General features: G+C 65.7%; 14 protein-coding genes. 4 read left to right on the top strand and 10 right to left on the bottom strand.

All coding sequences use genetic code 11. The features are described from left to right. Positions 1–2 precede the first annotated feature (2 nt). Both AAC640_RS10265 and AAC640_RS10260 read left to right on the top strand, forming a co-directional pair. Positions 3–1,841, top strand: coding sequence for a hypothetical protein (locus AAC640_RS10265; RefSeq protein ID WP_340266024.1), 1,839 nt, complete (start codon positions 3–5; stop codon positions 1,839–1,841). Beyond that, positions 1,841–5,809 (top strand): LVIVD repeat-containing protein, encoded by a 3,969-nt coding sequence (locus tag AAC640_RS10260; RefSeq protein WP_340266023.1) that lies wholly within the window; start codon positions 1,841–1,843, stop codon positions 5,807–5,809. The genes AAC640_RS10265 and AAC640_RS10260 overlap by 1 nt, the downstream gene beginning before the upstream one ends. Before the next feature lie 48 nt (positions 5,810–5,857). Here AAC640_RS10260 and AAC640_RS10255 read toward each other — a convergent pair whose 3' ends face one another. The 4 genes from AAC640_RS10255 to AAC640_RS10240 are packed head-to-tail and all read right to left on the bottom strand — an operon-like array spanning position 5,858 to position 11,944. Further along, entirely contained in the window at positions 5,858–6,706 is an 849-nt protein-coding gene (locus AAC640_RS10255; protein WP_340266022.1) for a phosphodiesterase, read from the bottom strand. A gap of 17 nt (positions 6,707–6,723) precedes the next feature. Next, positions 6,724–8,532 (bottom strand): cytochrome c3 family protein, encoded by a 1,809-nt coding sequence (locus AAC640_RS10250; protein ID WP_340266021.1) that lies wholly within the window; start codon positions 8,530–8,532, stop codon positions 6,724–6,726. A gap of 8 nt (positions 8,533–8,540) precedes the next feature. After that, the gene (locus tag AAC640_RS10245) at positions 8,541–9,431 is read right to left on the bottom strand and encodes a hypothetical protein (RefSeq protein ID WP_340266020.1); all 891 of its coding nucleotides are present in this window, start codon (positions 9,429–9,431) and stop codon (positions 8,541–8,543) included. Then, positions 9,431–11,944: a cyclic nucleotide-binding domain-containing protein gene (locus tag AAC640_RS10240; protein ID WP_422794985.1), complete on the bottom strand. Its 2,514-nt coding sequence runs from the start codon at positions 11,942–11,944 to the stop codon at positions 9,431–9,433. The genes AAC640_RS10245 and AAC640_RS10240 overlap by 1 nt, the downstream gene beginning before the upstream one ends. 203 nt (positions 11,945–12,147) lie before the next feature. Between AAC640_RS10240 and AAC640_RS10235 the strand changes: the two genes are divergently transcribed. Next, positions 12,148–13,062 (top strand): tetratricopeptide repeat protein, encoded by a 915-nt coding sequence (locus AAC640_RS10235; RefSeq protein WP_422794984.1) that lies wholly within the window; start codon positions 12,148–12,150, stop codon positions 13,060–13,062. Between the two features lie 69 nt (positions 13,063–13,131). Here AAC640_RS10235 and AAC640_RS10230 read toward each other — a convergent pair whose 3' ends face one another. The 6 genes from AAC640_RS10230 to AAC640_RS10205 all read right to left on the bottom strand — a co-directional run bounded on the left by AAC640_RS10230 (position 13,132) and on the right by AAC640_RS10205 (position 15,726). Next, positions 13,132–13,395, bottom strand: a complete 264-nt coding sequence (locus AAC640_RS10230) for a hypothetical protein (protein WP_340266017.1) — start codon at positions 13,393–13,395, stop codon at positions 13,132–13,134. Between the two features lie 175 nt (positions 13,396–13,570). Beyond that, positions 13,571–14,017 carry a ferritin-like domain-containing protein gene (locus AAC640_RS10225; RefSeq protein WP_340266016.1) on the bottom strand — a complete coding sequence of 149 codons (447 nt, stop codon included), beginning with the start codon at positions 14,015–14,017 and terminating at the stop codon, positions 13,571–13,573. Positions 14,018–14,248: 231 nt separating this feature from the next. Next, on the bottom strand, positions 14,249–14,647 hold the full coding sequence (locus AAC640_RS10220) for a GFA family protein (protein WP_340266015.1): 399 nt from the start codon (positions 14,645–14,647) through the stop codon (positions 14,249–14,251). Positions 14,648–14,779: 132 nt separating this feature from the next. After that, positions 14,780–15,007 (bottom strand): hypothetical protein, encoded by a 228-nt coding sequence (locus AAC640_RS10215; protein ID WP_340266014.1) that lies wholly within the window; start codon positions 15,005–15,007, stop codon positions 14,780–14,782. Next, positions 15,004–15,201, bottom strand: coding sequence for a hypothetical protein (locus tag AAC640_RS10210; protein WP_340266013.1), 198 nt, complete (start codon positions 15,199–15,201; stop codon positions 15,004–15,006). The genes AAC640_RS10215 and AAC640_RS10210 overlap by 4 nt, the downstream gene beginning before the upstream one ends. A 198-nt stretch (positions 15,202–15,399) precedes the next feature. Continuing rightward, on the bottom strand, positions 15,400–15,726 hold the full coding sequence (locus AAC640_RS10205) for a response regulator transcription factor (protein ID WP_340266012.1): 327 nt from the start codon (positions 15,724–15,726) through the stop codon (positions 15,400–15,402). A 496-nt stretch (positions 15,727–16,222) separates the two neighbouring features. On the opposite strand from AAC640_RS10205, the gene AAC640_RS10200 reads away from it, so the two are divergent. Continuing rightward, a complete protein-coding gene (locus AAC640_RS10200; protein ID WP_340266011.1) occupies positions 16,223–18,256 on the top strand; it encodes an elongation factor G in 2,034 nt (677 codons plus the stop codon). Position 18,257 lies beyond the last annotated feature (1 nt).

Here is an 18,257-nt window from a genome sequence, read left to right as displayed (position 1 = left end):
ACGTGGGCGTTGCCGCTTTCCTCCCGCTGCTTGCGCTGGCGCAGCCCGGCGAGCCGGTGCCGCCGCCTCCCCCCGACAATTGGGAAGAGATATTGAACGCGCCGCCCGTGGGCGCCGACGACCCGTTGATCGAGGGACGGCGTCGCCCCGGCTACGAGGCGTCGCTGCCAGAGGCGGTGACGCAGGACAATAAGGGCGCCGTCCACGCGCCCCCGCCCGAGGCCTTTCCGGTGGATCAGGTGCCGATCCCGGACCGCTGGCGGCTGATCGAGAGCCTGGGCGTCGTCAAGGAACGCTGGTTCGATCCCTATCATCAGAACACGCTGAAGGGTGACCGGCCGATCGACCGCGAAAAGGTCAAGTGGCTGCCGATCAAGGGCGATGACTGGTTCTTTGTCGCCAATGCCGTGAGCGATACGGTGATCGAGCCGCGCAGCTTCCCGATCCCGGTGGGGGTGCAGACGACCGAGCGGCCCGGCAGCATCGACCTGTTCGGCAAGGATGCGAGCTATGTGCTGTCCCAGACGTTCATCGGCGGCGTGGCGCTGATCAAAGGGTCGACCGCGTTCAAGCCGCCCGAGATAGAATATCGGCTGACGCTGGCCTTCAATGTCAGCCATGTGAATGTGCCCGAGCGGCGCGTGCTGTTCGTCCAGCCTTCAAGGCCCTCTCACCGCACCGATCATTTCCTGGGCGTGCAGGAAGCGTTCGTCGATTACCATCTGGCGAATACGTCGGACCGCTATGATTTCCGGTCGCTGCGCGTCGGCATCCAGCCGTTCCAGTCGGATTTTCGCGGGTTCCTGTTCAATGACCAGCAGTTGGGCATTCGGCTGTTCGGCAATCGAGACAACAACCGCTTTCAGTTCAACCTCGCGGCCTTCTGGCGGCTGGAGAAGGATACCAATAGCGGGCTGAATTCGGTGGTGCAGACGCCCCGCCGCGACTGGGTGTTCCTGGCCAACCTCTATCGGCAGGACTTCCTGTTACCGGGCCTCACCAGCCAGATCACGGCCGTGTACAACAGGAACCGCGAGGCGGGCCGGATAGAGATTGACGACAATGGCTTTCCGGTGCGGCCGGCTCTGCTGGGCGATTTGCGGGGGCGGGATTATGATGTCGTCTATCTCGGCTACAACGCCGACGGACGGGTCGGGCGGCTGAACCTCACCGCGTCGGTCTACGGCGCGCTGGGCGAAGACCGGAACAGCTTCTTCACGTCGAAGCCGGCGGACATCCGTGCCTTCTTTGCCGCGGCCGAAGCGAGCGTCGACAAGGACTGGATGCGCTTCCGCCTGTCCGGGCTCTACGCGAGCGGCGACGGGGATCCTTACGACAATCGCGAAACGGGCTTCGACGCTATCTTCGAAAATCCGGTTTTCGCAGGCGCGGATACCAGCTACTGGATCCGCCAGTCGATCCCCTTCGCGGGCGGCGGGCGCGTGATCGGGATCAACGGGCGCAACGGCATCCTCAATTCGCTCCGCTCATCCAAGGAGCAGGGGCAGTCGAACTTCAACAATCCCGGCACGATTTTGCTGGGCGCGGGCGCGGATTTCGACCTGCTGCCGCAGCTGCGGTTGTCGGCCAATGCAAACCATCTGTGGTTTGAGAATACGGCAACCTTGCAGGCCTTGCGGAACGAGGGAAGTATTCCCCGGTCGATCGGCTGGGACCTGTCCACCGCCGCGATCTGGCGACCGCATGCCACGCAGAACATCGTCTTGCGCCTGTCGGGCGCGACCCTGATCCCCGGCGCGGGCTTCCGCGACCTCTTCACCAACAGCGAGCGCAACCGGAACTATTATTCGGTGCTCGGCAACCTGATCCTCAGCTATTGATGCGCGCGCTTCTGTCCCTCTTCCTGCTTGTCTGCGCGGCACTGGCGCTGCCGGTTGCGCTTCTGCAAGCGTCGGACGCGGAAAAGCCGGTCGCGCGCGTCTATGCCGTGACGGCGCCCGCGCCGATGAGCCAGACCGCAGAACAGGTCGCGGCCAAGTCCGACGGGTGCTACAGCTGTCACAGCCGGACCGATGAGCCGTCCATGCACGCGACCCCGGCGGTGATGCTGGGCTGCGTCGATTGCCACGGCGGCGACCCGGCTGTGCGGGGCGATCCTTCGCATGGGTTCGAGGACCCCGCCTATGTGTCGGCGCGGGACAAGGCGCATGTGCTGCCGCGCTATCCCGAAAGCTGGCATTATCCTTCGTCCGCCAACCCCAAGCGCAGCTATACCTTGCTTAACCGCGAGGCGCCGGAGTTCGTGCGCTTCGTCAACCCCAGCGATTACCGGGTGGCGCGGGAAGCCTGCGGCGCCTGTCACATGCAGGTGATCGAAGCGGCGGAACGGTCGCTCATGGCATCGGGTGCGATGCTGTGGGGCGGGGCGGCCTATAATAACGGGATCGTGCCGTTCAAGAATTACATTTTCGGCGAGGCCTATACCAAGGATGGCAAGCCCGCGAAGATCGTGTCGCCTGGATCGCCGCCTGGCACGCTGACCGCGGAACAGAAGGCGCGCGGGGCGCTTGCCGAGCTGTATCCGCTGCCCAACTGGCAGGTGACGCCGCCCGGCGATATCTTCCGCGTGTTCGAGCGGGGTGGCCGCAATATCGGCACGCAGTTCGCGGAGATCGGCCTGCCCAATCCGACGGGCTCCATTCAAAGGCTGGAGGAGCCCGGGCGGCCCGACCTCAAGCAGTCGAGCCGGGGGCCGGGGACGGGCCTGCGGGTCGCCATTCCGGTGCTGAACCTGCACAAGACGCGGCTCAACGACCCCTATATGTGGTTCATGGGGACCAACGACCAGCCGGGCGACTACCGCCATTCGGGCTGTTCGGGATGCCATGTCGTTTATGCCAATGACCGCGAGCCGCGCCACAGCCTGACCTATGCCCAATATGGGCGCGACGGGCAGACGGCCACGGTCGATCCCACCATTGCGGCCAAGATGGAGCAGGAGGATGCGGGCCATGGCGCGCTGGTGAAGCCCGATCATCCGATAGCGGCCATCAAGGAAAGCGGACATCCGATCCGCCACGCATTCACGCGTGCCATCCCGACCGCGCAGTGCATGAACTGCCACATGCACCAGCCCAATATCTTCCTGAACAGCTATCTGGGCTACACGATGTGGGATTACGAGTCCGATGCGCCCCTGATGTGGCCGGACAAGCAGAAATATCCCGCGGCCGCCGAAGTCCACAAGACGCTGGAGCGCAATCCCGAAGGGGCGGGCCCGCGCGGCAAATGGTCGGACCTCGACTTTCTGCGTAACGTCTATGACCTCAATGACAAGGCGAAGGACACGCAGTTCGCCGATTATCATGGCCATGGCTGGAACTTCCGCGGCGTGTTCAAGCGGGACCGCGAAGGCAATCTGCTCGACGCGGATGGCAAGATCGTGTCGAACGATGATCCCGAGAAATGGCGGAAGAAGGGCGAGGGCAAGTTCGTGCCAGTGGGCACCAATCCGGGCAAGTCGGTGCACCTCATGGATATTCACGCCGAAAAGGGCCTGCAATGCGCCGATTGCCATTTCGCGCAGGACAGCCACGGCAACGGCTTCATCTATGGCGAGGTCGCCAATGCGATCGAGATCGGCTGCAAGGATTGCCATGGCACGGCGGACGCCTATCCGACGCTGCTGACGTCCGGGCCGGCGGCCCCGCCCAAGGGCACGAACCTCGCGCTGCTGCGCAACCCCGATGGCAAGCGACGGTTCGAATGGTTCTACGACGCAAGCGGGCGGCGCAAGCTGGTGCAGCGGTCGATTGTCGATCCGAATCTGGAATGGGACGTTTCGCTGGTGAAGGACAGCGTCGATCCCGCCAACCCGCATTTCAACGCTAAAGCCGCGCGCGCCAAGCTGATGAGCCGGTCGGGCGCGGAAGATGGCAGCTTTGCTTTCGGACCGGGCGTGGCGAAGGAAGATCGCGCGCATGGCGACGATTCCATGGCCTGCTTCACCTGTCATCTCAGCTGGACGACGAGTTGCGGCGGTTGCCACCTGCCGATCGAGGCGAACTGGAAGACATCGCTCCACCATTTCGATGGAGAGGAGACGCGCAACTTCGCGACCTACAACCCGCAAGTGGCGCGGGACGAGATGTTCCAGCTTGGCAAGCATATGACGACCAAGGGGAATGAGACGGCGCCCGTGCGATCCACATCAGCGCTGGTGCTGTCATCCACCAATATCAATCGCGAGCGCATCTATATCCAGCAGCCGCCCATTTCGGGCATCGGCTTTTCGTCGCAGGCGTTCGCGCCCCATTTCCCGCATACCGTGCGGCGGACGGAGACGAAGACCTGTTCCGATTGCCACCTGTCGGTGAAGGACGACAACAATGCGATCATGTCGCAACTGCTGCTGCTGGGTACGAACTTCGTCAATTTCGTCGGGCTGAATGCCTGGACGGGCCTTGAAGGCGGGTTCGAGGCGATCCGCGTCACTGAATGGGACGAGCCGCAGGCGGTGATCGGGTCCTATCTCCAGAAATATGCCTATCCCGATTATTGGAAACTGCATGTCGAGCAGAATGGCCGCGAACTGAAAAACTGGGTGCGGGGGACGTTCTTCGACAAGAAGGGGTCGGGCGAGACGCACCCGGTCGAGGAATTCCGCAATGTCGTGAAGGGGACGGCGGATCGGGTCGGCTGCCTGCAATTGCGCGGCGAATATATGTATGTCGCCGAAGGGAAGGGCGGCTTTCGTGTCTATGACGTCGCGTCGATCGCCAACAAGGGCTTTTCCGAGCCGATCCTGAGCGGGCCTTTCTCGAAACTCGGCCACGATACGGCTGTGCCCACGAAGAACGCCACCTGCATGGCGCTGCCGACAAACCAGCCGATCAATCCGCTGCGCAACACCAAGGAACTGCGCGAAATCAACCAGGAGCAGCCCTTCCTGCCGATCTACAGCTATGCGGCGGTGACGGACAGTGTCGAAGGCCTCATCATGGTCAATATCGAGACCATGGCCGATGGCGAGTTCCGCAACAATTTCCTCAAGCGCGCCGTCACCTGGAATCCCGATGGCGTGCTGAACGGTGCGCGGCACATCCAGCTGGCCGGGCAGGTCGCCTATATCACCGCCGATGTCGGGCTCGCGGTGGTGGACCTGGCCGACCCGCTGCACCCGCGCCTTGCAGCTGTTCGTTCGCTCAGGGATGCCCGCGCCAGCGCTATCCAGTTCCGCTATCTGTGGGTGACGGATGCGGAGGGGCTCAAGCTGTTCGACGTGACGAAGCTGACCGATCCCGTGGCGGTCCCGTCGGCGACCGTGCCGATGAGGGATGCGCGGCGCATCTATCTGGCGCGCACCTATGCCTATGTCGCTGCCAAGGCGGACGGGCTCGTCATCGTCGATATCACCAATCCGCTCAAGCCGTCCGTTTACAGGAAGGAGACGTTCGGCGGGCAGATGACCGATGCGGAGGATGTGATCGTCGGCACGACCAATGCGTCGCTGTTCGCCTATGTCGCGGACGGCCGGGCGGGCATGAAGGTGATCCAGCTGACCAGCCCGGCGAGCCAGCCCAATTTCTACGGCTTTTCGCCCGCGCTCAAGCCCGAGCTGATTGCCTGGGCGCGCACGCCTTCGCCGGCGCTGGCGCTGTCGAAGGGGCTGGACCGCGACCGGGCGGTGGACGAGACCGGGGGGCAGATCGCGGTGTTTGGGCGGATCGGGTCGCGGCCCTTCACGCGGAGCGAGATGGAGCGGCTGTTCCTGACGTCGAAGGGCGTGCCCTACAAGGTCAGCGATGACGTCGACATGAAGGCGTGGCGGCCGCCGTTGTTGCGCTGACCGGTCGCGGGACTTGTCGAGAGGGGCGGGCCCGGCGGGTCGGCAGCGTCAGGCCGGCCGCTCCTGCATCAGCGCCTGGACGAGGGGCTGCATCTTCGCGTCGAATTTCGCCAGCATGGGATGCCGGTCCGCCGTTTCGAAATGCGTAACCAGTCCCCCGGCGCTCCAGCGATGAAGAGCGTAGGCGGGCGGGTCGGCGATGATCATGGCGCGGTCGTCGGGGACGGCGGGATCCATGGGCCGCAGGTCGAGGGCGAGTTGTGGCGCGGTCGAGGCGCAGACGGCAACGGTGGTGCCGTTCCAGGGCGCGGCGATGGTGCGGTGGAGATGGCCGCAGAGGATGGCGGCGATGTTCGGGCGGTTGGCGATCGCGGCGGCGAAGCGCTGGACCCAGGGTTCGTCCGGATGCGTGTTCATCCAGTCGATGCCGGCTTCGAACGGAGGATGATGCATGACGATGAGGGTCGGAATTGCGCTGTCTTCGTCGAGGCGGGCGGAGAGCCAGGCGGCGCGGGTTTCGCAGAAGGCGCCGCCGTGCCGGCCGGGTTCGAGCGTGTCGAGGACGAGGATGCGGCGGTCGGGAAAGGGAATGGAATAATGAACGAAACCATCAACTAAACGCGTTTCAGGAAATATCGTTACGAAGTCGGAACGACTATCGTGATTGCCCATGGCATAGTGGACCGGGAAGGGGCAGCGGGCGAAGGCCTGGGCGAGCGCGCGGTAGCTGTCGGCGTCGCCATGTTCGGTGAGGTCGCCGGTCGCGAGCAGCAGGTCGGGGCGGTCGGGGCCGTCGATCAGGGCGGACAGCACCTGGTCGAGACGCTGGCGGTTGAATTCCGCCGGGTTGCCGGGTTCGAAACCGAGATGGATGTCGGTGACCTGTGCGATCAGCATGGCCGTTGTCGCTCCCCTCAACTGTCGCGGCCGCTCGTTCGGGGCCTGTCCGCTTGCTCTTTTCTTATCCCCTGGCTGGCGGGCGCCCAGGGCGCGCCGTCGTCCATATGGTAGCTGTGGCACATGGCGCAGCCCGAAGGCACGTCCGCCTTCGACTTTTCGCCGCCATGACAGGTGCGGCAGCTGTCGATCCCGGGCAGCAGCAGCTGGCGCGCGTCGTGCGATGTGGGCGCGGCGTGGCAGCTTTCGCATGTTTCCGTGCGGTGCGCGGCATGGTCGAACCAGCCGTTCATCATGTAGCGCATCGGCTGATGCACCGGCGTGACGGTCCAGCCGGCATGGCCGTTCGCGCCGGGCGGAGTGATGGTGTGGCAGTCGTAGCAGGCGCCGCCCTTCGAAAAGACGGCGCGGATCGCGTCGTCCGCGCGGGACGGGCGCGCGGCCACGGCGCCGAACCACGCATGATAGACGCGGCCCTGCGCATAGTCGCCGGGGCGGCGGCGGGTCATGCCGCCCAGCGCGGGCGGCATGGCCGGGCCGGTCGAGCGATAATAGGCGCGCAGGTCGGCGATCACCTGATCCGGCTGGCCGTGACGCAGCGTGCGGACGGTGCCGCCGATGGTTTCGAACGCCAGGCTGTGGCAGGACTGGCAGTCCCGTTCCATGTCGACGGGAAGGAAGCGCACCCCGTCGGCGGTGGGGCGATGGCAATCCTTGCAGGCGAGCGCGTCGCCATAGCCCTTTTCCGCGCCCAGCGTGCGGGCCATGCGGGCGACGCCGCCGGTCCGGGACAGGTGGATGTCGTGCGGGAATTTGAGGCCGCTGTCGTCCATCGGCTTCGCATCGAGCGAGGCGCGGACGAAACGGGGCTGCTGGCCCGGCACATATTGGACGAGCGCCGAGAATTGCGGATGCGCGGTGCCGAAGTCGCCCGCATTGGCGAGCTTTGTGTCCTTGAGCCGGTCCTTGAGCGTGCCGTGGCAGTCGGTGCAGAAGGCCTGCGGCGCCGGCTGCATCGGACCCGCGCCCTCATGTTCGCGGTGGCAGTCGACACAGGCGCCCTCGGGCGGCTTGCCGAAGGTCGCAGCGACGAGGTTCAGGAATTTCCCGCCCAGGCCGGGTGCCGCACGGGCCATCGCGATGCGCGCGGCGGGGGCGTGGTCATGGACCGATGTGTGGCAGCTCTGGCAGGCGGAGTCGCGGACGGACACAAAGGCTTTCTGGTGGCAGGTTTCGCACCTGCCTTCGAGCGCGTGGTGCGCCTGGCTGAGCGGGCCGGACGACCATGCCGCATCGCCCTTCACGTTATAGATGCTGCGCGTGTCGTCGGCCGGCCGGGTCGCGTAGCTGTAGATCGGGACGGCGAGGAAACCGATGAGGATGGCCAGCGCCAGCGCCCAGGCGGTGAGGCGCTTGGGCGGCGCGAGGCCGCGCAGCGAGAAGACGCGCGCCTCCTCCTTATCCTCAGAGGCTTGCGAGACGGCGTCGACGCGGCGGATCGTGAGGATGGTTGCGCCATCTTCCGCGCTGACGGTGAGGCGGTGACCGCCAAAACGCAGTTCCGCGCCCTTTGTCGCGTCGATCTCTGCCGAGCGGGTGGTGCGGCCGTCCATGTCGAAACCGAGGGTGCCGGTGGCGCGCACGCGGATGGTGCGATCGTCCACCTGCTCGATGCGGGCGTGGTCGGGCTCCAGCGCGAGGTCGGGCAGGTGGATGTCGTTCGTCGCGGCGCGGCCGAGCGACAGTTGCGGCTTGGCGAAGGATGTCGGGCGGATGATCTCACGGCCGTCGGCGGTGAGGCTGATCTGGCGAAGGATGAAGCTCATGCCAGCGATCACCAGTAGAAAAAGACGCTGACGATGTGCGCTGTGAGCGCGGCGATCAGGGCGAAGGTGGCGGGGACATGGACATAGAGCCAGATTTCCAGCAGCGCCTTGTATTTCAGATGCCGGCGCAGGCGGGCGAGCATGGCCTGCTTGCGTTCCAGCAGCGCGTCAACCTTTTCCACAGGGACGTTGCCGGTGTCGGGCTGGTCGGCGGTCCAGTGGCGCAGGGACGCCTGGGCGCGGGCGGTGGCACAGCGGGGATAGCGGCCGGAAAGGCGGGCGATGAGGCCGCCGCCGAAGGGGTCCTGCTCCAGCGACTGGCGGACAAGCGCGGCCTGTGTCTGGGGGAGCGGCTGGGCGGCGTCGTGCAGCTGGCGGTCGATGGCGCGGATCGCTTCGAGCATCTGCACCTGCGTCATTTCAGCGCGGTTGTTGCTGAGCGCGGTCGGCAGCACCGCATAGACGGTGATGCCGAACAGGCCCGAAAGGATAACCAGCATCATCAGCACATAGGCAAGCGTGTGGACGTTCCAGCCGAGCTGGAAGCCGGTGTGCAGCGTGCCGATGACGATGAGGCTGAGGCCCAGATAGACATGGGCGCTGGTCCAGGCTTTCAGCGACCAGCGGCCGCGCGTCATCGCCCGTTTCCGCAGCCCCAGCAGGGTGAGCCAGAGGATCAGCGCCACGCCGATCGTGCCCAGCGTATAGCCATACCAGCTGCCGCCATTATGGTGCGGCGTGATGTCGATCATCATGTAGCTGGCGATGACCAGCAGGCAGAGGATCGTCGCGATCTTGAGCCAGCGGAAATTGGCGTGGCGCAGGAAGCCGTCGTGCAGCACCTCGCCCTTGGCGCGGCGGGCCTGGGACGGGGCGCGGCCGGAAGCGCGGGTGGCCATCAATTGGCCTCCCGATCAAGACGGGCGACGGTCAGGAAATCCTCTGGCGAGACGCGGATCGCGGCGCCGGTCGGGCAGGCGCGCACGCAGGCGGGGCCGCCGTCAATGCCCGAGCACATGTCGCACTTGATCGCCTTTTTCGGCTTTTCGACGCCGGGTTCGGCGTTCTTGTAGCGCCATTTTTTCGACGGTTCGCCGGGGCCGGGGCCTTGCCCGAAGAGCATCCAGCTGAGCAGGCCCGGCTTCTTGGGCGGCACGCTGTCCATGCGGATGACGCCATAGGGGCAGTTGCGCTGGCAATTGCCGCAGCCGATGCATGTGTCGTCGATGAACACTTCGCCGTCCGGGCCGCGATGGATGGCGTTGGGCGGGCAGTCGGCCATGCAGTGCGGATGTTCGCAATGGCGGCAGCTGGTGGGCACGTGGAGATGGGCGTAGGTGCGCCCTGCTTCGCGATCGAGGCGGGAGAGCCCTTCATGACTGTCGGCGCACGCCTTTTCGCAATTGTCGCAGCCCACGCACAAATGTTCGTCGATAAGGAGCACGTCGGTGGCTTCGCCGATACCGTTGTCGACCAGGAATTTCGCCGTCTCCGAATACATGTCGACGACGGTCGAGAAGCTGTCCTTGCGGCTTTCGATAAAGGCGTTGACGTCCTGCCGGGCGGCCATGTCGCGGCGGGCGCGCTCCAGGAGGGCGGGCTTGGCGGCCATGAGGCGGGCGAAGGCGTCGCCGTTCAGCTTGATGACTTCGGACTTGACGGTCGCCTTGACCGTGGCGGTGCGCGGGCCGCCCGAAATCAGCGCCATTTCGCCGACATAGCTGCCGGCGGGGAGGTAGGAGAGAAAGACGTTCCTGCCGCCGATCTTCTTTTCCACGATCATCGATCCGACGCGGATGACATAGATGTCGGTGCCAAGATCGCCTTCGGTGAGGATCGCCTCGCCGGCTTTGACAGTCCTGATTTCGGCGCTGTCGAGCACTTCGGCAAGGTCGGCCGGGGTGAGGCCGGCGCCGAACATCTGGAGCAGCTGCCGCTCGGTCGAGATGCGGGTGATCGCGCGCCTGGCCGGCGGGTTCGACGACATGAGCTTCAAGGCCGCGGTGCGCGATACTTCGACCATGATCGAATCCGTGCCCGCGCGCACGGTCGAGCCGCGGCGGCGGCCGGAGATGAGGCCGACCTCGCCGAAGATCGAGCCGGCCTCGATCGGCACGTCGGCGCCGGGGGCGACCTCCACCAGTGCCTGCCCCTGCGCGATGCCAAACAGGGAGGAGCCGGGGTCATGCTTTTCGAAGATCACCTCTCCAGCGCGATAGGCGCGGACTTCGCTGTCAAGCATGAACTCGCGCATCTGCAGCGGGGTCAGCCCTTCGAGGATGGAGACATTGGTGCGCAGGAATTCCAGCCATTGGGCAACATCGCGCTTTTCCCGCAGGGCGGCGAACCTGGCGGCGAGAATGGGTTCGTCGGCGGGCTTCAGGTCCCGGTTGCCGTTGATATATTCAACGACATCATAGCCCTGGTTCATGCAGTGCTTGATGAGGGGGTAGCCGGCGAGCGCGCCGATGACGAAGATGCCGGGCGCGGTGCTTTCGAACACCGGCGACAGCTTCGGGAAGGCGAGGCGATCGCTGCTGGCGAATTCGATGCCGCAGCTTTCGACGAAGCCACGCGGCGGGGCAGAGCCCATGCGGGCGATGATGCGGTCGCAGCGCAGCTTCACCTCGCCATCGCGGCCGTCGACGGTGATGAAGCCCGGTTCGATCTTCGCCGTCGTGCTTTCGGTCATGATGGTGAGGCGGCCGGCTTCGGCGGCGGCCATCAGCCCCTTGACGTTGGCGGGCTTGGCGCTGGCGAATTCGGTCCCCCGGTTGAGGATGGTGACGCTGTTGCCCTGCGCTTCGTCGGCGGCAAGGCCCATGGCGTTTTCGATGCCCGCGTCGCCGGTGCCGACGACGAAGATATGTTCGTCATTATAGGCGGCAGGATCGTCGAGCTGATATTGGACATGGGGCAGGTCGGCGCCGGGCACGCGCATCAGGTTGGGATTGCCCTGCGTGCCGATCGCCAGAATGACGGCGTCGGCGATGATGTCCCGCCCGTCGGTCAGCGCCAGGCGGTAGGGCGGGGCGAGGCGCTGGATTTCGCGCGTTTCGCTGGTGCCGTCGCGCTTGCGTTCGGTGATGCGGTGGATGCTGCCGGGGATGGGATCGCCGGTGCCGGTGATCGCCTTCACTTCGGCATTATAGGCGACGTTGAGGCCCAGCGCGGCGGCCTGTTCGTTCCAGCGGCCGAGGATCGCTTCCCGCTTGCCGGCATCGAAGTCGCAGTCGGAGCGAAGCACGAGCTGGCTGGGCGTCGCCATCACATGCTTGCCCTTCTGATATTTGTAGATCGTGTCGGAAAGGTGATCCGTCTTTTCGAGCAGCAGGTGCGACAGGCCGAGCTGCGCCGCGCGCGCGGCCGCGCTCATGCCCGCCGGTCCCGACCCGACGATCGCGATGCGCACGCGGTCCGTCACCTGTTTCCCCCCAAATCCCCTTGAAACATGCTCCTGCCGCCATATCGCGCCGGGATCAAGCCTCTGACCACTCTATCATTTCGTTACTCTTACGCTAGAGCAGGCGGGCGTGACGAGAGTCGCCTTTCCCGCCAGGGGGGAAGGGCGCGCCTGGGGGATTGATGGCGGTGAATCTGGGGCGAACCTTGCTGATGGGAGCGGCGGCGCTGGCGCTGGTGTCGGTGGGCTACAATGTCGCGCGCGATCGGGACGAGGGCAGGAAGCAGGCGCCCGCCGCCCCCGCTGCGCCGATGGCTCAGGCCAGCGATCCCGAAGCGGTCATTCGCGGGTTGCAGGACCGGGTGGGGGCCAATCCCAACGATGCCGAGGGCTGGCAGATGCTGGGCTGGACCTATTTCGAGAGCGGGCGCCATGCCGATGCGGCGCGGGCCTATCGGCGGGCGGTGAAGCTGGCGCCGGGCAATGCGACCTTCTGGTCCTCGCTCGGCGAAGCGGTGGTGATGGCGAGCGCGCATGACCCGATGCCCAAGGAGGCGGCGGAGGCTTTCGACAAGGCGGTCCGGCTTGATCCGAAGGAACCGCGGGCGCGCTATTTCCTGGCGGTTCGCAGGGACCTGGCGAAGGATCATGAAGGCGCGATCCGCGACTGGCTGGCGCTGCTGGCCGACACGCCGCCGGGCGCGCCGTGGGAGGCGGACCTGCGGCGGACGATCGAGCAGGTGGGCAAGATCAACGGCATCGAAGTGGCCAGGCGGCTGGCGGCGGTCAGGCAGGCGGGGCCGCATCCCGCCATGGGTCCGGCCGTGGGCGGATCGGTCGCGGCGGCGGCGATCCCGGGGCCGAGCCGGGAGCAGATGCAGGCGGCCTCGCAGCTTCCCAAGGGCCAGCAGGACGCGATGATCGAGGGCATGGTGTCCGGGCTGGAGGCGAAGCTGAAGGCCAATCCGGGCAATGTCGACGGATGGATCATGCTGATGCGCAGCCGCATGACGCTGGGCGAAACGGCCAGGGCGCAGGCGGCGTTCGACGCCGCGCGCAAGGCCAATCCGGGGCAGGCGGGGCGGATCAGGGATGAGGCAAGGCTGCTGGGGGTGCCGGGGGCGTGACGGCGGAGCGGCGACGGTTGTGAGCTGTTCAGCCATCCATCCGGGCACGATGCCGACCTGCCGGCGATATCAGCATATGGCGCGCAGATAGTCGGGCAATTCGTCGGGTTGGCGCCCCCGGCATTCGATGCGGGGCGACGCGCTCCAGGTGCTGAACCTTTCCAGCAGAATCGCCGAGCCGCAAAATCCGCATTCGGCGGTCATGCGCCCGACGATCCAATGCTGCCTGCCGCAACCGGGGCAGTGATTGGGCTCATCATCGCGATAGAGCGGGATATAGTGGCGCGCGATCGGGAACCGCTCAACGGCCCTTTCCCCTGCCTGCATTCGCATAGGCTTGCCCTCGTTTTTGCCTGTAATATCAGTAGCCAACGGTCCAGCGGCAGGTTCGTTTCATGAACGGAAAGTCAGGCAGGCGGGAATGAAAAGGACCCCGCCCAGGGGAAGGCGGGGTCGCTCGTCCGTGGCATGAAAGGGGCAGGGACCGGGGCTGCCGGCCCGGCGGCTGTCAGGCGACGCTGTGCTTCAGCTGGCTCGCGCGGTCGTGGCCGGCCTTGACCGACTGGTAGGCGCGCTCGACCACCGCGCGGGAAGCGGGGTCAAGGTCGGTGTCGCGCAACGCCTCTTCGAACTTGCCCTTGATATAATCCTCGCCACGTTCGACTTCCTCGATGATCGCCTTGTCGTCCTTGCCGGTGAACGCCTGCTTGAGGTCCATGAAAGTGCGATGCGCGGCGGCCAGGAAGCTGCTGTCATCCTCCGGTTGGCCGCCAAGGCGACGGACTTCGGCCTGAAGGGCCGTCGCGACCGCGCTCCGTTCGCGTGCGAAATCGGCGAACATCGACGAATAGCGGGTGCTCTCCGCGTCGTCCGCCGCGTCCTTGAAGCCCTTCATGCTGTCGAGCGTGGTCTTGGTGAGGCTGTTCAAGAGCGAGATGCTGCTGTCTGTGTTCATGGCTTGGCTCCTGTGCTGAGAGCCGTCCTAACGGTTCGCGCAGGCTAAAGGTTCACGGCTGAGCGAGGCGATAACCGGCGGGCGCCGGGGATGGGCCGAAGTCCCCGCCTTTCGCGACAGTCCGATTTGAGTCGGCCCCCGATGGCTTTCGCGTCGCAGGCGGATCGCGCCGCCGCTGGATCCTGGAACCGGGCCTGGAGGAAGCGGTCGCTGCCTTTCGCAAGCACATTTTTACGCGTGTTGTGGCAAGTCGTCGCGAATCTCGTACCAGTTGGCCTTCGAGCCGACGAAATAGTGCGCTACAGGCGGCGCCGTCAGCGGCGTATCGAGTGTCCCCAGGCGCAAGCGCACGACATCCGGCATCGTATCGCGGCGACTGAAGATCGGCGAACCGCAATTGGAACAAAAGAAGCGATGAACGCCGGGAGAAGATTCGAACGCTTTAAGCGCCTGCTCGCCCTCAATGATGACGAAATCATCAGCCGGGACGCCGGCATTGGTCGCGAATGCGGTGGCGGTCGCCTTGCGACAACGCGAACAGTGGCAATAGATCGCCGGACCAAGGTCGCCACGAACCTCGTATTTCACTGTGTCGCAGAGACAACTACCTTTATGCATAAAATCTCCCATGAGCGATTGGCCATCGTTGCATAAATCAGTCCGAGAAGCGATCGCCTCTGGCCAGGCAGACCGCGCTGATCCTGGCGATGAATTGATCCGCTTCACACTCTTTCCGCGCCATCAGGTGCCGGGGCGAAAAACCTAGGCCTTCATCATCGGATAGCGCATCCTCAAATCGTCGAGCAGCGTTTCGACCGCCGCTATTTCCTGATGCGAGCCGGTGGGCGTGATGGCCCAGTTGCAATGTGGGTGGGTTTCGCGCGCATAGAGCCGCACCGCGCCGATCACCTTGCGCCAGTGATGTTTGCTGCGGCCATGATCGCGCACCAGTCGCGCGACGAGCAGGTCCATGATCTTGTCGGCCGTCATTCCTCGCCCTTTTCCGCGCCGAGCCAGCGGCCGGGCAATTCCATATAAGCTTCCAGTTCGCGCCAGTGGCGGTCCCAGCCGGGGCCGCGCCGTTCCTCTGGCACATGGGCTTCCACCATGCGCCGCGCGCGGGCGACGACATTGTCGGCGGGCGCCCGCAGGCGGTCGAGAATGGCGCGGATCTCGTCGCTCATGATCGGCTGATAACCCGGCCTTGGGCCGCGCGCCAGTCGTGCGCGGAGGCGGCTTGTGATTGGCGGGATGGGGAGCAGGGTCAGGAGGGGACGGCGGGACGGATGCATTCATGCGCTGCCCGGCGGGCGAGTGGTGGCTTGACCGGGGGCGCGGCGCGGACCGCCCCGTCCACCGGCGAGCCTATGCGCGCGGCCGGATCAGGCGCAGCCGATATTGCCGAGTTCAGAAGGACGGATGGGGCTCACCAGCTTCAGCAGCGGTTCGGGCACATCCATGGTCGGGCTGGAGGCCACCGCCGGACTATCCACGGTCAGCAGCCGCGCCGCGATCGCCTTCGTCACCATATGGGGCCGATTGCGCGCGTGCAGCTTCAGTCGGATCGTGTCGATATGGCCTTCGACGGTTCGCGGAGCGATGGCGATGGACTGCGCCACCTCCTTGGCGGACAACCCCTGCGCCACCAGCTCCAGGATCTGGATTTCCCGGCGTGTGAGCAGAAAGTCACCTTCATTCGCTTTGCGCATATGGCCTCCTTGTCCCGCGCGAAGGGCGGGAATGACATGGAGCGACCCTGATGTTTCTTGGCGAGTTGCACCCTCTGAGGAGACTGCAATCGCGGCCTTGATTCAGCACAGTGCCAAGCTGGCACCGGAACAATCCGTGCGGAATATCCCCCGACGTATCGAAATAGTGTCGCATCGTAACGAGTCATGCAAGGTCCAGCATGTAAACAGGTAATTTTACGCCCCGCCATTGGCGCAAGGAGCGACGCGGCGGGAGCGGCCATTGGCCCGAGACGGCACGGGCCTGTGAGACAAAAGGCTGATCTTGCGCGCTTTTCGCGACCGGGGGCGGATCGTGGATGCGGGCTTGTCGGCAAGGCGCGCCGATCCCGCCATTCGCCGCGCCGGCGGCGGTTCTGATCCTTCTGGCCCTTGCTTTACCGCCGCCTTGGGTTGATCCTCGCGACTCCGATGCAAGAGATCCCGCAACGAGGGACGCGAAGGCAAGGAGAAGACCATGAAGGCAGTCGATCGTGCCTCTAAAGTCATCGCGCTGGTTGGACCCGCGGGCGCGGGCAAGACAAGCCTGGCCGAAGCGATGCTCTTTGCCGCAGGCGCGATCCCGCGCCTGGGCGCCGTCAAACAGGGGAACAGCGTGGGCGACGCCAGCCCGGAGGCGCGATCGCGCGGGGCGTCGACCGAACTCAACGTCATGCGGTTCAGCTGGATGGACGAACCTTATGTCCTGCTGGACGTGCCGGGATCACCAGGCTTCGCCGCCGACGGCGATCTGGCGCCGGGCGTTGCCGATCTCGCGCTGGTGGTGATCGATCCCGACCCGGAGCGCGCGCCGCAGGCCGAACCGATGCTGCGCCGGCTGGAAAAGCTGGACATGCCGCGCGCCATATTCGTCAACAAGATCGATCAGGCGCGGGGCAGCATCCAGCATCTGCTGGAGGCGTTGCAGCCGCTGGGACAGGCGCCCTTCGTCGCGCGGCAGATCCCGATCCGGACGGGTGAACAGGTCGACGGCTTTGTCGACCTGGCGCTGGAGCGGGCCTATCATTACCGGCCCGGCGGGCCGTCCGAGCCGATCCCGATCCCTGCCGACCTCAAGGCGGCCGAGGCCACCGCGCGATTCCACATGCTGGAGCAGCTGGCCGATCATGACGATGTGCTGCTGGAACAATTGCTGAGCGATCAGGTGCCGCCGCTGGATGTGATATTCGGCGACCTGCATCGCGAACTGGCGGAGGGGCAGGCGGTGCCGGTCCTGTTCGGGTCGGCGCTGAACGGCTTTGGCGTGCGCCGGCTGCTGAAGATGTTGCGGCACGATACCCCGCCCATGGACCAATGCGCCGCGCGGCTGGGCATCGGCGCGGACGGGGCGCAGATCTTCAAGATCATGAACGGCAGTTCGGTGGGCCGGCTGGCGCTGGCGCGGCTGTTTGGCGGGCCGGTGCAGGAAGGCGCCGAGTGGGTCGACAGCGACGGCCGGATCGTGCGCGCGGGGGCGCTGTTCGGCTTGCAGGGCGCTGCGTCGACCAAGCTGCGCGCCGGCAGCGATCCGGGCGATGTGGTCGGCATACCCAAGCTGGACGGCGTGCGGGCGGGCGATCGGCTGGGCCTGGCGGGGCAGAGGCCGCAGGCCGCGCCGCCGCGCGAGAAGCCGGGCGCCAATTGCGCGCTGACCGTGGCGGTCAAGGATCATAAGGACGAGGTGCTGCTGTCCACGGCGATCGCCAAGCTGGTGGAAGAGGATGCGGGGTTGGAATGGTCGGTCGACCAGATGAGCCAGCAGATGCTGATCCGCGGCGTCACGGAGGAGCATCTGGCGGTCGCGCTCGACCGGCTCAAGCGGCGCTACGGCGTCAGCCTGCAATCCGGGCCGCCGTCCGTCGCCTACAGGGAAACGATCCGCAAGGCGGTGACGCAGCGCGGCCGGCACAAGAAGCAGTCGGGCGGGCACGGGCAGTTTGGCGATGTCGTGCTGGAGGTCCGGCCGTTGCAGCGGGACGAGGGGTTCCGGTTCGACGATCGCATTTCTGGCGGGGCAGTGCCCAAACAGTGGATTCCAGCGGTGGAACTGGGGGTGCGCGACGCCATGGCGAGCGGTCCGCTGGGCTTTCCGGTGGTCGATGTCGCGGTGACGCTGGTCGATGGGTCGTTCCACAGCGTGGACAGTTCGGAACTGGCTTTCCGGCTGGCCGGGCGGCTGGCGATGGCGGACGCGCTGGCGGCGGCGTCGCCCTATCTGCTTGAGCCTTTCGTCCATGTGGAGATCGCCGCGCCGGGCAGCGCCACGTCGCGCGTCACTTCCGCGCTGGCGAGCCGGCGGGGGCAGTTGCTGGGCATCACTCCGCGCGAAGGCTGGTCGCGATGGGACATGATCGAGATGCTGCTGCCCGGTGCGGAGTTGCAGGGGCTGGAAGCGGAACTGCGCTCGCTAAGCCAGGGGATGGCGCAGTTCGAGGCGCGCTTCGACCATTTTGCGGAGGTCAATTCCAAGCTCGCCAGCACCATCCTGCACAAGCGGCTGGAACCTGCCTGAT

The organism is Sphingobium mellinum (assembly GCF_037860795.1).
Taxonomy (GTDB): domain Bacteria; phylum Pseudomonadota; class Alphaproteobacteria; order Sphingomonadales; family Sphingomonadaceae; genus Sphingobium; species Sphingobium mellinum.
The sequence above is the reverse complement of the archived record's forward strand: the minus strand, read 5'-3'. Positions and strand labels throughout refer to the sequence as shown.

Bases quoted from the DNA above. Each gene is read 5' to 3' on its own strand.
- AAC640_RS10260 (WP_340266023.1), top strand. From the start codon at position 1,841: ATGCGCGCGCTTCTGTCCCTCTTCCTGCTTGTCTGCGCGGCACTGGCG.
- AAC640_RS10255 (WP_340266022.1), bottom strand. From the start codon at position 6,706: ATGCTGATCGCACAGGTCACCGACATCCATCTCGGTTTCGAACCCGGC.
- AAC640_RS10250 (WP_340266021.1), bottom strand. From the start codon at position 8,532: ATGAGCTTCATCCTTCGCCAGATCAGCCTCACCGCCGACGGCCGTGAG.
- AAC640_RS10245 (WP_340266020.1), bottom strand. From the start codon at position 9,431: ATGGCCACCCGCGCTTCCGGCCGCGCCCCGTCCCAGGCCCGCCGCGCC.
- AAC640_RS10235 (WP_422794984.1), top strand. From the start codon at position 12,148: ATGGGAGCGGCGGCGCTGGCGCTGGTGTCGGTGGGCTACAATGTCGCG.
- AAC640_RS10230 (WP_340266017.1), bottom strand. From the start codon at position 13,395: ATGCGAATGCAGGCAGGGGAAAGGGCCGTTGAGCGGTTCCCGATCGCG.
- AAC640_RS10225 (WP_340266016.1), bottom strand. From the start codon at position 14,017: ATGAACACAGACAGCAGCATCTCGCTCTTGAACAGCCTCACCAAGACC.
- AAC640_RS10220 (WP_340266015.1), bottom strand. From the start codon at position 14,647: ATGGGAGATTTTATGCATAAAGGTAGTTGTCTCTGCGACACAGTGAAA.
- AAC640_RS10215 (WP_340266014.1), bottom strand. From the start codon at position 15,007: ATGACGGCCGACAAGATCATGGACCTGCTCGTCGCGCGACTGGTGCGC.
- AAC640_RS10210 (WP_340266013.1), bottom strand. From the start codon at position 15,201: ATGAGCGACGAGATCCGCGCCATTCTCGACCGCCTGCGGGCGCCCGCC.
- AAC640_RS10205 (WP_340266012.1), bottom strand. From the start codon at position 15,726: ATGCGCAAAGCGAATGAAGGTGACTTTCTGCTCACACGCCGGGAAATC.
- AAC640_RS10200 (WP_340266011.1), top strand. From the start codon at position 16,223: ATGAAGGCAGTCGATCGTGCCTCTAAAGTCATCGCGCTGGTTGGACCC.